Below are 13,338 nucleotides of genomic sequence, written 5' to 3' on the forward strand. Positions count from 1 at the left end.
TCTCCCGCTGTCTGCGCGCTGACTGTTGCCGCCCTGCCGGATTGACTTACTGCTGTAAGTTTATCGGGATGCGCCAATCTGCCAGCCTGAACTCAGTATGAAATATTGAGGTGATATAACGGGATTAAGGCAATGAATGTTCAGAAAAAAGTGATCTTTTTCTGCTACGCTGCCACCCGACTCTGATGATAATAAATGGGGATTACAATGCGGATTAACCTCTTGCTCGGACTGACGGCTGGCGCGTTATTGCTGGCGGGCTGCAGCAGCTCTACGCAACTCTCTTCAGCAGGACAGCGTGTAACGTTTACCGATCAGCAGCCTGGCAATAACTGCCAGCTTCTGGGCAATATCACCGGCTCACAGAGCAACTGGCTGAGCGGTGCAGGCGGCGAAACCAGCGCACTGCGCGGTGCAGCGAATGATCTGCGCAATCGCGCAGCGGAGATGGGCGGCAACGTCATTTACGGTGCAACCAGCCCGACGCAGAATCTGTTGTCCGCGTTCGCGCCACTCGACAGCAAAATGACCGGACAGGTTTATAAGTGCCCATAATGTGAATCGGGCGTCTGCTTTATTTAATCGGCCAGCTTTTTGCTGGCCGTTTTTATTCCTGACGCAGCTGTAAATCCAGTGGTGTTTTACTTGGCTCTCCACCAATTTCACGCGCCAGTTTTGGCACCAGATAACCCGAGACCTGTGACAGCAGAGCACGCACCAGTTGACGGGCTTCCTCATCTGACACAAAGAAGTGCGCGGCACCCTGTACCTTATCCAGCACGTGCAGATAGTAGGGCAGAATACCGGCATCAAACAGCGCATTGCTCAGCGTGGCCAGCGTCTGCGAATTATCGTTGATACCACGCAACAGCACGCTCTGATTCAGCAGGGTGACGCCGGCACGCTTCAGGCTGCTCATCGCCTCACGTAATTCATCATCGATCTCCTGCGCATGGTTGATGTGCGTCACCATCAGTACCTGCAGGCGGGTTTCGCTGAGCATCTGACAGAGCTGATCGGTGATGCGCGCCGGGATCACTACCGGTAATCGGCTGTGGATGCGCAGACGCTTCAGGTGCGGGATCTTTTCCAGCGCCGCGATCAGCCAGGCGAGCTCATGATCTTTCGCCATCAACGGATCGCCGCCGGAAAAAATGATCTCATCCAGCTCGGGATGATCGGCGATATAGTCCAGTGCAGCCTGCCAGCTACGCTTGTTGCCGGGATTGTCCTGATAAGGGAAATGACGACGGAAGCAGTAGCGACAGTTGACGGCGCAGCCGCCTTTTACCAGCAATAACGCCCGGTTTCGGTATTTATGCAGCAATCCAGGTACAACGTTGCTTTGTTCATCGAGTGGATCGGTGCTATAACCTGGCGCATCGATGAATTCCTGGCGGCGGGTCAGTACCTGAAGCAGCAGTGGATCGTGCGCATCGCCTTTTTTCATCCGGCGGATGAACGCATGCGGGACACGCAGGGCGAAAAGACGCCGCGCATCCGCACCTTCAGCCAGCTCAGTGTGCTGATCAAGGGCTAAAATCCGCAGTAATTCATCAGGTTCAGTGACAACATCCGCAAGTTGCTGCAACCAATCTTCTCTGGAAGGTGTTTTTAGGGTTACAATGTGTGCCATTTTTTTGGCTTAGTACCAGTGTCAATTTTCGTAGAGGGCCTTCATGGCGACTTATTCTAGCAACGATTTCCGTCCCGGTCTTAAAATCATGTTCGAAGGCGAGCCGTATGCCATCGAATCCAGTGAGTTCGTTAAACCGGGTAAAGGTCAGGCATTCGCACGCGTTAAAATGCGTCGCCTGCTGACGGGTTCTCGCGTTGAGAAAACTTTTAAATCTACCGACTCCGCTGAAGGCGCAGACGTTGTAGATACCAACCTGAACTACCTGTACAACGACGGCGAGTTCTACCACTTCATGCACCCGGAAAGCTTTGAGCAGTTCCAGGTTGAAGAGAAGACGGTAAGCGATGCAGCGAAATGGCTGCAGGATAACGCTGAATGTATCGTTACGCTGTGGAATGGTCGTCCAATCGCCGTTCAGCCGCCGAACTTTATCGAAGCTGAAGTTATCGAAACCGATCCAGGCCTGAAAGGTGATACTGCGGGTACTGGCGGCAAGCCAGCCAAGCTGTCTACCGGCGCCGTGGTGAAAGTGCCATTGTTCGTGCAAGAGGGCGAAGTGGTCAAAGTTGACACCCGCTCTGGTGAATACGTGTCACGCGTGAAATAAGATTCGCAGGCGCATCTTCTGGTGCGCCTTTTTCTTGTCTGAGAGAAAAAAATGATCAAGCTGGCAAAATTAATCGCATTCGCGTTGCTGGTCTCTTCTGCGCTTAGCGCCTGCAACACATTCCACGGTTTTGGCGAAGATGTCTCCCACTTAGGCGGTGCCATTTCGCGTGCGGCAAAATGACCTTAACTGATTGTCCTTTTTAGAGTCCCGCCCGCAGCAACTGCCTGAAATCCGGCTATGCTTAAAGCGCTGTACTTTACATCCATCAAAAAGGACATTGTTATGTTAAAGAAAAGTATTGCCGCAATCTTCTCTGTACTGGTGCTCTCTTCTCTGCTGACGGCGTGTAATACCACGCGCGGTGTTGGTGAAGATGTCGAGGCGGGTGGCCAGGCGATTCAGAACAGCACGAAGTAACCTGTTATTCCAACCGGTACGAAAGGCTTTTCGTACCGGCTTGTCATAATCTGCACTATTTCTGTTTTACCCAGATTAGCTCTTCGACCGGGAAACCATCCCGACGCGCCTGCTCAACCAGTTTCTCTTTTACGCCCGGCTCCAGTTGGGGTGTCCGTGACAGTATCCAGAGATAGTGGCGATTCGGGCCGCACACCAGCGCATAGCGATAGTCGGGATCCAGTGCGATAACGTTATAGCCGCCGTAGAAGGGGCCAAAGAAAGAGACTTTCAGCGACGCACGCTGGGGTTCACCAGTAAAGTAGGCTTTACCAACGCTCTCCTGCCAGCGCTGCTTTTTGACGTTATAGCCACGATTAATCACCTTCAGGCCGCCATCTTCACGCGGGCTGTAGTTTGCCGTCACCTGCTCAAGGCCACGCTCAAAGGGATGGTTGAGGCGGGCAATCTCATACCACTGACCGAGATAGCGCTGACTGTCAAAGTTATCAATGACCGTGACGTTCTTTGGCGGCGTGGTGCTACAGGCAACTGAGAGAAAAGCACTCAGGCTGGCAACAACTGTTTTCCATGGAGACATAGTGGGATTCCTTTGTGATTTAACCGCTTAAGTATAGAAGCCGAAACGCTGTTTTTGGCAGCGCGGGCACGAGATTGTTTGCCGCAGGCATTGCAGGTAGACTTCCCCCCCTAATTTGTATCAGGAGTCATCACCATGAGCGAAACGGCAAGCTGGCAACCAAGCGCATCCATCGCCAATTTGTTAAAACGCGCCGCTATTTTAGCCGAAGTGCGTCGTTTCTTTGCCGATCGCGGCGTGCTGGAAGTCGATACGCCGGCGATGAGCCAGGCAACGATTACCGATATCCATCTGGTGCCCTTCCAGACGCGTTTTGTCGGGCCTGGTGCGGCGCAGGGGCGCGATCTCTGGCTGATGACCAGCCCGGAATATCATATGAAACGCCTGCTGGCGGCGGGCAGTGGCCCGATCTACCAGATGGCGCGCAGCTTCCGCAATGAAGAGGCGGGACGGCACCATAACCCCGAATTTACCATGCTGGAGTGGTATCGTCCGCATTACGACATGTACCGTCTGATGAACGAAGTCGACGATCTGATGCAGCAGGTGCTGGAGTGTGACAGCGCCGAGTCGCTCTCGTATCAGCAGGCATTTATCCGCCATCTGGATCTGGATCCGCTGTCAGCGGACAAAGCGCAGTTGCGTGAAGCAGCAGAGAAGCTGGGTGAAGGTGAGCTGGCGCGCGCAGAAGAGGATCGCGATACCTTGCTGATGCTGCTGTTTATGCTGGGTGTGGAACCAAAGATTGGTCAGGATAAACCCTGCTTCGTTTATCATTTCCCGGCCAGCCAGGCGGCACTGGCGGAGATCAGTACGGAAGATCATCGTGTGGCCGAGCGTTTCGAGGTCTATTACAAGGGCATTGAGCTGGCGAACGGTTTCCGTGAGCTGACCGACAGCCGTGAGCAGCGTCAGCGCTTTGAGCAGGATAACCGTCGCCGTGCAGCGCGCGGCCTGCCTGTGCATCCGATTGATACCTATCTTTTGGATGCGCTGGCGCATGGCATGCCAGCCTGTTCCGGGGTCGCGCTGGGTATCGATCGCCTGATCATGCTGGCGTTGAAAGCGGAGTCATTGAGTGAAGTGATCGCGTTTCCGGTGGATCGTTGCTAAAAGTCCGGGTGAAAAGGGCAGGGATGGCCCATCTGATCGCAAAGAAAACCTGCATCCCTGCAGGTCGGCCTCGCCATCCTGGCTCGGACGCTTTGCTCTTCAGATGGGCCACCCCTGCCCGTCAGGCTAAGGCATTGCTGTTAGTCTAAAACCCCGCCAATCAGCTGCTGCTATCCGGAAACTCCTGAATGGTTACCGGCAGCGTCAGCTTCTGGTCGTTTCGCAGCACCTGTACATCAATTACTGAACCCGGACGAATTTCGGCCACCTGATCCATGGTCTCCTGCGCGGAGATGGCTGGCTTGCCGTTGACGCTGAGCAATACATCGTTGGCCTGAATCCCGGCTTTATCTGCCGGTCCATCTGGCGTGACCACACTGACAATAATCCCCTGAACCCGATCCAGATTGCTGCCCTGTCCGTGCAGCGGCGGCAACTCACGCCCGGTAATGCCGATATAGCCGCGGATGACCCGGCCATCACGAATCAGCTTATCCATGATTTTTGAGGCTAAGACGGTTGGAATGGCGAAGCCGATGCCTTCCGGGGTTTCACCATCATTACTCTTATCAAACGTCAGGGTGTTAATGCCCATCAGTTCGCCAAGCGAGTTAATCAGCGCACCGCCGGAGTTACCCTGGTTGATTGAGGCATCGGTCTGCAGGAAGTTCTGTCGGCCTGACGAACTCAGACCTACGCGGCCTGTGGCGCTGATAATGCCCTGCGTTACCGTCTGACCGAGGTTATAGGGGTTACCGATTGCCATTACCACATCGCCGATATGCGGCTGCCGGTTGGGATTAATCGGGATAACGGGCAGGCCTGAAGCGGTAATCTTCAGCACGGCCAGATCGGTCATGCCATCGGAACCCACCAGCGTCGCTTCAAAGAAGCGGCCATCCTGCAATGCCACGATAATCTGATCGGCATTGTTGATCACATGCTTGTTGGTAAGGATGTAGCCTTTCGTATTCATGATCACCCCTGAACCCAGGGTAGTGATGCCACGATTGTTGTTGCCATGAGCGCTGCGGTTGTAAACGTTCACAACGGCAGGCACGGCGCGGCGCACCCCCTGATTGAAGCTAAAGGGCGTTTCGTCGGTAATATTTTCGTGGTTATAGAGGGCGTCGCTGCCCATACGCAGTGCAGGCAGTGCTGCGAGCAAAATACCCGCTACAATCAGGCCCAGCACCACGGCACGCAAAAGTTTAAGAAACATGGTGTTAAATCACGCCAGGGGAGATCGCAGGGGAGAATAACATGAGAGCGGCGGACACACACGCGCTTGTGTCCGCCGTAATGCGAGGTTTATCTCAACAACAGATAGATACTTTCATCGCCGCGCACCACATTCAGTGCCAGTACCGGCGGTTTTCCTTCCAGAATTTTACGCATTTCTGCAATGGTCTGAACGCGATTGCGGTTAACGCCGATAATCACATCATCTTTCTGCAGGCCAACCTGTTCAGCCGGCGTGCCTTTTTCGATGGTATCGACCTTCACGCCTTTATCACCGGTTTTGGTCTGTCCATCACTCAGGGTTGCGCCCTGAAGTGCAGGTGACATCAGCTGAGCGCTGGCGGTACTCTGGGCGCTCTGTTCCAGCGTGACGGTAACGGTTAGCGGCTTACCTTCGCGCAGCAGGCCAAGTTTAACCTGTTCGCCTGGCGGCGTGGTGCCCACTTTGACGCGCAGCTCTGCGAAGCTGGTAATCGGCTTATCGTTAATCGACGTAATGATATCGCCTGACTTCACGCCCGCTTTCTGTGCGGCAGACTGCGGTAAGACTTCTGAGACAAAGGCGCCGCGCTGCGCATCGACATTGAACGCTTTAGCCATATCGGCCGTCATTTCAGTGCCTTTGATGCCGAGCTGACCGCGCTTCACTTCACCAAATTTGATCAGCTGTTGCGCGAGGTTCATCGCCATATCGCTCGGAATCGCAAATCCGATGCCAATGTTGCCGCCGCTGGAGGCCAGAATCGCGGTGTTGATACCGATCAGCTCACCGTTAAGGTTGACCAGCGCACCGCCTGAGTTGCCGCGGTTAATGGCAGCATCGGTCTGAATAAAGTTTTCCAGCCCTTCCAGGTTCAGGCCGCTGCGGCCCAGCGCAGAAATAATCCCGGAGGTGGCGGTCTGCCCCAGGCCAAACGGGTTACCGATCGCCACTGCGAAATCACCCACTTTCAGCTGATCGGAGTCTGCGACTTTCACCTGCGTGAGGTTTTTTGCACCCTGAATCTGAATCAGCGCGATATCGGTCTGCTCATCATGGCCGATCAGTTTGGCTTCATATTCGCTGCCGTCGCCAAGCTGTACGTTGATCTTATCCGCACCGTTAACCACGTGATTGTTAGTCAGCACATAGCCTTTAGCGGCGTCAATGATGACGCCAGAACCTAAGCCTTCAAATGGCTGCGGCTGACTGTTTCCGCCAGGCATCTGGCCGAAAAAACGCTTCAGGGGTTCAGGAATATCCTGAGCCTGCGCACCGGAATCAGTGCCTTCCACGTGAACACTGACCACGGCGGGCAACACTTTCTCCAGCATCGGCGCCAGACTTGGCAGCGGCTGGCCCGCAATTTGTGCTGGCAGCGTTGCCATCGCGTCTGGCGCGGCGGCAAGGCTCATCCCAATACTCAGGGCTAATGCGCTAAACAGGCGTGCTTGTTTTTTCATTGCTACAACGCTCTCGCTGCAAAAGGTGGGAGAAATTAATGAGTGTGACAGTCGTTTGCGGTCAGGGTTCGCAAAAACAGCGGGCGCAGACAGGCTGCGCCCCAAAAAGATTAGTCGCGGGCAGGGCGCTCGCCACGCAGTAAACCGGATGCGCCTTCAGAGTAGTCGCGCGGCATCTGCACCGGCACCTGATCGTTGTCCGCTTCAGCTTCAGTCAGCTGATAGGCAAACGGATTTTTCTGGCCAGGCAGATTTGGCAGCAGGTCATTCGAGCCTTTTGCCATATGCTGATAGAGCTGACGATAGTCACGCGCCATGTTGTCCAGCAGCTCCGCGCTCTGCGCGAAGTGGTTGGTCAGCTCTTCACGATAATCAGCCAGCTCCGCTTTCGATTTTTCCAGCTCATACTGCATGCTGCGCTGCTCACGCAGCTTTTTGTTGCCAAAACGCATGGCGACTGCGCCGACAATAATACCTACCACTAAACCAATTAGCCCGTATTCCCAGGTCATAATGACTCCCGTGTTATTTCCATTGTTCCGTAGGGCGTTACACCATATTCAATAATAGTCACTATACCCGTTAATCTTATGGATGTGGAACTCCGGAGCAGCATGGCTTAGTGTAGAACGGCCTTTTTTTCAGCAACCGTGGTATCAATCAGACACCATTCAGGGACTTTGAAACAATAATGCAAACCTCAACTCCGCTTGCACGCTATGAGCAGGCGCTGTCGCAGGGCGAATTCAGGCCCGATGACGTACAACGTGAAGCGATTACCCGTTTAGACGCGCTGCAGCAGGCGCTGGTTGCCCGGCAACAAGCCGCCGCGCCTTCCTCATCCGGCCTGCTGGGACGCCTCTCTAAATTGATGGGCAAAGAGAAAAACGAGACGCCACAACCGGTACGCGGGCTCTATATGTGGGGCGGTGTCGGTCGCGGTAAGACCTGGGTCATGGATCTCTTTTTTCAGTCTATTCCTGGCGATCGCAAACTGCGTCTGCACTTCCACCGTTTTATGCTGCGGGTACACGAAGAACTTACGCAGCTTCAGGGCCAGAGCGATCCGTTACTGATCGTGGCGGACAAATTCAAAGCCGAAACCGACATCCTCTGTTTTGATGAGTTTTTTGTTTCCGATATCACCGATGCCATGCTGCTGGGCACGCTGATGGAAGCGCTGTTTGAACGTGGCATCGCGCTGGTCGCCACCTCGAACATTCCGCCGGACGATCTCTATCGCAATGGTCTGCAGCGTGCGCGCTTCCTGCCTGCGATTGAGCAGATAAAACGGCACTGTGATGTGATGAACGTGGATGCCGGTATCGACTACCGGTTACGCACGCTGACCTCCGCGCATCTGTGGAATTTCCCGCTCAACGCAGAGACGCATGCCGAGATGGGCCGGATGTTCAAAGCATTGTCAGGCAGCCAGCCTGAAGCGGCACCGGTTCTGGAAATTAATCATCGCCAGATGCCGACGCTGGGTGTGAGCGAAGGCGTGCTGGCCATTAATTTCACGACCCTCTGCGGTGAGGGACGCAGTCAGCATGACTACATTGCGCTTTCGCGCCGTTTTCACAGCGTGCTGCTCTATGACGTGCCGGTGATGATCTACAAAACCGAAGATCAGGCGCGCCGTTTCCTGGCACTGGTCGATGAGTTCTATGAACGTCATGTGAAGCTGGTGGTCGCGGCGGAGACGTCACTGACCGAGATTTATCAGGGCACGCGACTGAAATTTGAATACCAGCGCTGTTTATCGCGGCTTCAGGAGATGCAGAGCGAAGAGTATCTGCGTTTGCCGCACCTGCCGTGAGAATAAACAGAATAAATACCGAAATAGGGTTCGATTTTTGTAATCGACTTCTCTATAATCTTGCGACCCCACGTTACAGCAAAGGATTTTTTTCCCAAATCCTCTGTGTTCCAGTAACTCTATCCGAAGGGGTGGCTTGCTGGTCAAAATGGTCGTGTGAGCCTCATTCGTTTACTTAAGCGTTTGGGATTTCACCAACGTGTAACTTAATTTGGGTAAGCTTTTCGATGAAAACTTTTACAGCTAAACCAGAAACCGTCCAACGTGACTGGTTTGTAGTTGACGCAACGGGCAAAACTTTGGGTCGCCTGGCGACTGAACTGGCGCGCCGTCTGCGTGGTAAGCATAAAGCGGAATACACTCCGCACGTTGATACGGGTGATTACATCATCGTTCTGAACGCAGAAAAAGTTGCTGTAACCGGCAACAAGCGTACTGACAAGATCTACTATCACCACACCGGCCACATCGGTGGTATCAAACAGGCGACCTTTGAAGAGATGATTGCTCGCCGTCCTGAGCGTGTGATTGAGATCGCGGTTAAAGGCATGCTGCCGAAGGGCCCGCTGGGTCGTGCTATGTACCGTAAACTGAAAGTTTACGCAGGCAACGAGCACACCCATGCGGCACAGCAACCGCAAGTTCTTGACATTTAATCGGGATTAAAGGCAATGGCTGAAACTCAAAACTACGGCACTGGTCGCCGCAAAAGCTCTACCGCTCGCGTATTCATTAAGCCGGGTAGCGGTAACATCGTAATTAACCAACGTTCTCTGGAACAGTACTTCGGTCGCGAAACTGCCCGCATGGTAGTTCGTCAGCCGCTTGAGCTGCTGGACCTGGTTGGTAAATTCGATCTCTATGTCACTGTTAAAGGTGGCGGTATTTCTGGTCAGGCTGGTGCGATCCGTCACGGTATCACCCGCGCTCTGATGGAATACGACGAATCACTGCGTGGCGAACTGCGTAAAGCAGGCTTCGTTACTCGTGATGCGCGTCAGGTTGAACGTAAGAAAGTCGGCCTGCGTAAAGCACGTCGTCGTCCTCAGTTCTCCAAGCGTTAATTGTTTGCAGCTCCGGCTGCGGCAATTGGCTCAAAAAACCCGCTTCGGCGGGTTTTTTATTTTCTGCCTTCCCACGACTTCCCGCGAAAACCGTAACATCGCGCTCAATTTACCTGCAAAGATTCATTACACGCCCACAAGCAGCCTAAAATCTGGTAAACTCTGTGTCACTTTGCGCCCGCAGGCCGGTGCGTTATGCGCCTTCCCTCTGTCGGGGCGTCAGTATCTGTGACGCGGCTAACCAGGTTGCGTGCGAGTTCGATAAGCTGGTGAATCGCCGTGTGGTTGGCTATTCGCAGTATCTTTTTGTGAACAAACTTGGAGGTTTTCATGGCTGTCGCTGCCAACAAACGTTCGGTAATGACGCTGTTTTCTGGTCCTACTGACATTTTCAGCCATCAGGTTCGTATCGTCCTGGCGGAGAAGGGTGTCAGCGTAGAGATCGAGCAGGTCGAAATGGATAACCTGCCGCAGGATCTGATTGACCTCAATCCGTATCGCACGGTACCAACGCTGGTAGATCGTGAGCTGACGCTGTATGAATCACGCATCATCATGGAATATCTGGATGAACGCTTCCCGCATCCGCCACTGATGCCGGTTTATCCGGTTGCCCGTGGTGACAGCCGCCTGATGATGCATCGCATCGAGCAGGACTGGTACAGCCTGATGCGGAAAGTCGAGAACAGCACGGGTCAGGAAGCCGAAGCCGCACGCAAGCAACTGCGTGAAGAGCTGCTGGCTATCGCGCCACTGTTTGGTCGTACGCCTTACTTCATGAGCGAAGAGTTCAGTCTGGTCGATTGCTACCTGGCGCCGCTGTTATGGCGTCTGCCTTCCATGGGCATCGATCTGATCGGCTCGGGTTCAAAAGAGCTGAAAGGTTACATGAACCGCGTATTTGAGCGTGATTCTTTCCTTGCTTCATTAACTGAAGCTGAACGTGAAATGCGCCTGCAAGCCCGGGCTTAACGTATGGAAATGTCGCAACTTACTGCACGTCGTCCCTATCTGCTGCGCGCCTTCTATGACTGGTTGCTCGACAACCAGCTGACGCCGCATCTGGTGGTCGACATTAATCTGCCGGGTGTGCAGGTGCCGCTGGAGTATGCGCGTGATGGTCAGATTGTCCTGAACATTGCGCCACGCGCTGTGGGTAACCTCGACCTGGCCAATGATCAGGTGTCGTTCAACGCCCGCTTTGGTGGCGTTCCTCGCCAGGTTAACGTGCCGATGGCGGCGATTCTGGCGATCTATGCACGTGAAAACGGTGCCGGCACGATGTTTGAACCGGAACCGGCTTACGAGCTGGGTATGCAGGAGGCGTCAGAAGGTCAGGAAGAGACCATGATGTCAGTGATTGATGGTGATCGTCCTGACGATGCCAGCGATGACGAGACACCGCCTGATGACGATCCACCGCCACGTGGCGGTCGGCCTTCACTGCGCGTCGTGAAATAGCCGTGACATAACAGCGAATACCCGCCCATCCGGCGGGTATTTTTTTGCCTGTCAGCCATAAAAAAAATCCGGCTGCCTGCGCAAGCCGGATTTTTCAGCAGACCTTCGCGATTAGTAGACGTCGCGCAGGTAGCGTTTCTCTTTCTTCAGCTGATCGACATAGTCGGCAGCGCGCTCGGTGGAGAGACCACCAAACTGACGAACCACTTCATACAGCGCATTATCCACATCTTTCGCCATACGCGAAGCATCGCCACAGACGTAGAAGTACGCCCCTTCCTGCAGCCAGGCGTAAAGCTCAGCGCCCTGTTCCAGCATCCGGCTCTGCACGTAGATCTTCTTCTCCTGATCGCGTGAGAAGGCCAGATCCAGACGGGTCAGCAGGCCGTTATCCCGCCAGGCCAGCAGCTCATCCTGATAGATAAAGTCATGTTCCTGATGCTGATCGCCGAAGAACAGCCAGTTTTTGCCCTGCGCGCCGGTTGCCTGGCGTTCCTGCAGGAAGGCGCGGAACGGTGCGATACCGGTGCCCGGTCCCACCATGATCAGTGGTGCGCTGTTATTGGCAGGGACGCGGAACGCTTTATTGGGTGAGATAAAGATGGCGGGCTTCTCACCACGACGCACGCGTTCGGCCAGATAGGTCGAGCAGACGCCACCGCGATTACGGCCGCCACTGTGATAACGCACAGAGGCAACGGTCAGGTGCACCTGATTCGGATGGGCTTTAGAGCTGGATGAAATTGAGTAAGCACGATGCTGCAGCGGGCGCAACAGGGCAACAAACTCCGGCACTGTCAGCGTGCGCGTCAGTTCGAGCTGCAGCAGGTCGAGGGTATCTTTGCCCCACAGCCAGACGCCCAGCGCATCTTTATCATCATGCTGTAGGACATGACGCAGTTCCTGATTGGTGGTGTTCTGTCCAACCCACTCGATTAACTTGCGTGAAGGCTCAGAGATCTCAAACTGATAGGTCAGCAGGTCGCCGAGGCTGCGGTCGAAGCCAGGCACTGGCGTCTGGTAGTCAGCATTAAGCTGGGTCAGCAGCAGGCTGACCAGTGAAGGTTCGTTGACCGGAATCACGCCCAGCGCATCGCCCGCTTCATACTTCAGGCCGCTGTCAGACAGGTCGAATTCGAAGTGACGAATATCTTTGGCTGACTGCTCGCCTGACAAGCGCTTATTCGTGATCAGCGCGGCGGCATACGGATTCGATTTGTTGCTGCCTGGAATGACCGGCGCTTCAGGCGCGCTCTCCAGCACGGTGCCGCTGCTGCCTGCGCTGGCGGCAAACTGTGGCATTGAGCTGTTCAGCCACTCGCTGGACGGCTCTTCATAGTCGATATCGCAGTCAATGCGATCTACCACGCGTTTTGCACCCAACTGCTCAAGGCGCATATCGATGAATTTGCCCGCCTGACAGAAGCCATCGTAACCCGTATCGCCAATCGCCAGCACGGCGAAATGCATCTGCTCCAGACGCGGTGCGGTACTGGCAGAGATCGCATCCCAGAACAGCTGGGCATTGTCCGGCATCTCACCTTCACCATAGGTCGAGGTGACAATCAGTACATGGCGCATGGTGGCAAACACGTCGAGATCGACATCGCCCAGCGCCTGGACCACTGGCACCAGCCCTTTCGCTCGGGCAGATTTCGCAGCGGTCTGCGCCAGCGCTTCGGCATTGCCGGTCTGTGAGCCGTACAGAATATGCAGTTGCGTGGTCGCGGCTGCGCCCGTACCTGCAGCAGGTTGCTGCTTGTCTTCTAAAACCAGCAAACGGGAGTGAAGGCCCGCGAGAAAGCCAGCCAGCCAGTACTTCTGATCGCCATTAAAAGGTGCATCTTCTGGAATATAAGGAATTTTCATGGGTACTTTTACTCAATCCCGTTCTCGCCCGATATCAGTGGCGTTCCCCGGTCTGAAAGCGGTTCCGCTTCCCCGCGCCGC

General features: G+C 54.6%; 16 protein-coding genes. 10 read left to right on the plus strand and 6 right to left on the minus strand.

The window, feature by feature from the left end; translation table 11 throughout:
* Positions 1-207 precede the first annotated feature (207 nt).
* Positions 208-555, plus strand: coding sequence for a DUF4156 domain-containing protein (locus FA92_RS00360; RefSeq protein ID WP_008925394.1), 348 nt, complete (start codon positions 208-210; stop codon positions 553-555).
* A 52-nt stretch (positions 556-607) separates the two neighbouring features.
* Here the strand turns inward: FA92_RS00360 and epmB are convergent, their stop codons facing one another.
* Positions 608-1,636 carry an EF-P beta-lysylation protein EpmB gene (gene epmB / locus FA92_RS00365; protein WP_013359866.1) on the minus strand — a complete coding sequence of 343 codons (1,029 nt, stop codon included), beginning with the start codon at positions 1,634-1,636 and terminating at the stop codon, positions 608-610.
* 43 nt (positions 1,637-1,679) lie between these two features.
* Here epmB and efp point away from each other — a divergent pair, with 43 nt between their 5' ends.
* The 3 genes from efp (at position 1,680) to FA92_RS00380 (ending at position 2,666) form a co-directional block, all read left to right on the plus strand.
* Positions 1,680-2,246, plus strand: a complete 567-nt coding sequence (gene efp, locus FA92_RS00370; RefSeq protein ID WP_010251979.1) for an elongation factor P — start codon at positions 1,680-1,682, stop codon at positions 2,244-2,246.
* Positions 2,247-2,297: 51 nt separating this feature from the next.
* Positions 2,298-2,429, plus strand: coding sequence for an entericidin A/B family lipoprotein (locus FA92_RS00375; RefSeq protein ID WP_003848306.1), 132 nt, complete (start codon positions 2,298-2,300; stop codon positions 2,427-2,429).
* Between the two features lie 102 nt (positions 2,430-2,531).
* Positions 2,532-2,666 carry an entericidin A/B family lipoprotein gene (locus FA92_RS00380; RefSeq protein WP_003848302.1) on the plus strand — a complete coding sequence of 45 codons (135 nt, stop codon included), beginning with the start codon at positions 2,532-2,534 and terminating at the stop codon, positions 2,664-2,666.
* 55 nt (positions 2,667-2,721) lie between these two features.
* On the opposite strand, the gene FA92_RS00385 is transcribed toward FA92_RS00380, so the two are convergent.
* Positions 2,722-3,246: a lipocalin family protein gene (locus FA92_RS00385; RefSeq protein WP_033781615.1), complete on the minus strand. Its 525-nt coding sequence runs from the start codon at positions 3,244-3,246 to the stop codon at positions 2,722-2,724.
* A gap of 135 nt (positions 3,247-3,381) precedes the next feature.
* Here FA92_RS00385 and epmA point away from each other — a divergent pair, with 135 nt between their 5' ends.
* Entirely contained in the window at positions 3,382-4,359 is a 978-nt protein-coding gene (epmA, locus tag FA92_RS00390; RefSeq protein ID WP_013359868.1) for an elongation factor P--(R)-beta-lysine ligase, read from the plus strand.
* 160 nt (positions 4,360-4,519) lie between these two features.
* On the opposite strand, the gene degS is transcribed toward epmA, so the two are convergent.
* The 3 genes from degS to zapG all read right to left on the minus strand — a co-directional run bounded on the left by degS (position 4,520) and on the right by zapG (position 7,556).
* The gene (gene degS / locus FA92_RS00395) at positions 4,520-5,581 is read right to left on the minus strand and encodes an outer membrane-stress sensor serine endopeptidase DegS (RefSeq protein ID WP_033781618.1); all 1,062 of its coding nucleotides are present in this window, start codon (positions 5,579-5,581) and stop codon (positions 4,520-4,522) included.
* Positions 5,582-5,670: 89 nt separating this feature from the next.
* On the minus strand, positions 5,671-7,044 hold the full coding sequence (degQ, locus tag FA92_RS00400) for a serine endoprotease DegQ (RefSeq protein WP_010251960.1): 1,374 nt from the start codon (positions 7,042-7,044) through the stop codon (positions 5,671-5,673).
* A 110-nt stretch (positions 7,045-7,154) separates the two neighbouring features.
* A complete protein-coding gene (gene zapG, locus FA92_RS00405) occupies positions 7,155-7,556 on the minus strand; it encodes a Z-ring associated protein ZapG (RefSeq protein WP_003848291.1) in 402 nt (133 codons plus the stop codon).
* 179 nt (positions 7,557-7,735) lie between these two features.
* Between zapG and zapE the strand changes: the two genes are divergently transcribed.
* The 5 genes from zapE to sspB all read left to right on the plus strand — a co-directional run bounded on the left by zapE (position 7,736) and on the right by sspB (position 11,388).
* A complete protein-coding gene (zapE, locus tag FA92_RS00410; protein ID WP_013359870.1) occupies positions 7,736-8,863 on the plus strand; it encodes a cell division protein ZapE in 1,128 nt (375 codons plus the stop codon).
* A gap of 227 nt (positions 8,864-9,090) precedes the next feature.
* The gene (gene rplM / locus FA92_RS00415) at positions 9,091-9,519 is read left to right on the plus strand and encodes a 50S ribosomal protein L13 (RefSeq protein ID WP_008925400.1); all 429 of its coding nucleotides are present in this window, start codon (positions 9,091-9,093) and stop codon (positions 9,517-9,519) included.
* A 15-nt stretch (positions 9,520-9,534) separates the two neighbouring features.
* Positions 9,535-9,927, plus strand: coding sequence for a 30S ribosomal protein S9 (gene rpsI / locus FA92_RS00420; RefSeq protein WP_008925401.1), 393 nt, complete (start codon positions 9,535-9,537; stop codon positions 9,925-9,927).
* 330 nt (positions 9,928-10,257) lie between these two features.
* Complete coding sequence (gene sspA / locus FA92_RS00425; protein WP_003851135.1) at positions 10,258-10,899, plus strand: stringent starvation protein SspA; 642 nt, start codon at positions 10,258-10,260, stop codon at positions 10,897-10,899.
* 3 nt (positions 10,900-10,902) lie between these two features.
* A complete protein-coding gene (gene sspB, locus FA92_RS00430; RefSeq protein WP_013359871.1) occupies positions 10,903-11,388 on the plus strand; it encodes a ClpXP protease specificity-enhancing factor in 486 nt (161 codons plus the stop codon).
* Positions 11,389-11,499: 111 nt separating this feature from the next.
* Here the strand turns inward: sspB and FA92_RS00435 are convergent, their stop codons facing one another.
* Positions 11,500-13,257, minus strand: a complete 1,758-nt coding sequence (locus FA92_RS00435) for a sulfite reductase subunit alpha (RefSeq protein ID WP_013359872.1) — start codon at positions 13,255-13,257, stop codon at positions 11,500-11,502.
* Positions 13,258-13,338 lie beyond the last annotated feature (81 nt).

Origin of the sequence: Pantoea sp. 9140 (assembly GCF_000745295.1) — a bacterium.
Lineage (GTDB): Bacteria > Pseudomonadota > Gammaproteobacteria > Enterobacterales > Enterobacteriaceae > Pantoea > Pantoea vagans.

Coding starts and splice junctions, on each gene's coding strand:
- FA92_RS00360 (WP_008925394.1), top strand. CDS start 208: ATGCGGATTAACCTCTTGCTCGGACTGACGGCTGGCGCGTTATTGCTG.
- epmB (WP_013359866.1), bottom strand. CDS start 1,636: ATGGCACACATTGTAACCCTAAAAACACCTTCCAGAGAAGATTGGTTG.
- efp (WP_010251979.1), top strand. CDS start 1,680: ATGGCGACTTATTCTAGCAACGATTTCCGTCCCGGTCTTAAAATCATG.
- FA92_RS00375 (WP_003848306.1), top strand. CDS start 2,298: ATGATCAAGCTGGCAAAATTAATCGCATTCGCGTTGCTGGTCTCTTCT.
- FA92_RS00380 (WP_003848302.1), top strand. CDS start 2,532: ATGTTAAAGAAAAGTATTGCCGCAATCTTCTCTGTACTGGTGCTCTCT.
- FA92_RS00385 (WP_033781615.1), bottom strand. CDS start 3,246: ATGTCTCCATGGAAAACAGTTGTTGCCAGCCTGAGTGCTTTTCTCTCA.
- epmA (WP_013359868.1), top strand. CDS start 3,382: ATGAGCGAAACGGCAAGCTGGCAACCAAGCGCATCCATCGCCAATTTG.
- degS (WP_033781618.1), bottom strand. CDS start 5,581: ATGTTTCTTAAACTTTTGCGTGCCGTGGTGCTGGGCCTGATTGTAGCG.
- degQ (WP_010251960.1), bottom strand. CDS start 7,044: ATGAAAAAACAAGCACGCCTGTTTAGCGCATTAGCCCTGAGTATTGGG.
- zapG (WP_003848291.1), bottom strand. CDS start 7,556: ATGACCTGGGAATACGGGCTAATTGGTTTAGTGGTAGGTATTATTGTC.
- zapE (WP_013359870.1), top strand. CDS start 7,736: ATGCAAACCTCAACTCCGCTTGCACGCTATGAGCAGGCGCTGTCGCAG.
- rplM (WP_008925400.1), top strand. CDS start 9,091: ATGAAAACTTTTACAGCTAAACCAGAAACCGTCCAACGTGACTGGTTT.
- rpsI (WP_008925401.1), top strand. CDS start 9,535: ATGGCTGAAACTCAAAACTACGGCACTGGTCGCCGCAAAAGCTCTACC.
- sspA (WP_003851135.1), top strand. CDS start 10,258: ATGGCTGTCGCTGCCAACAAACGTTCGGTAATGACGCTGTTTTCTGGT.
- sspB (WP_013359871.1), top strand. CDS start 10,903: ATGGAAATGTCGCAACTTACTGCACGTCGTCCCTATCTGCTGCGCGCC.
- FA92_RS00435 (WP_013359872.1), bottom strand. CDS start 13,257: ATGAAAATTCCTTATATTCCAGAAGATGCACCTTTTAATGGCGATCAG.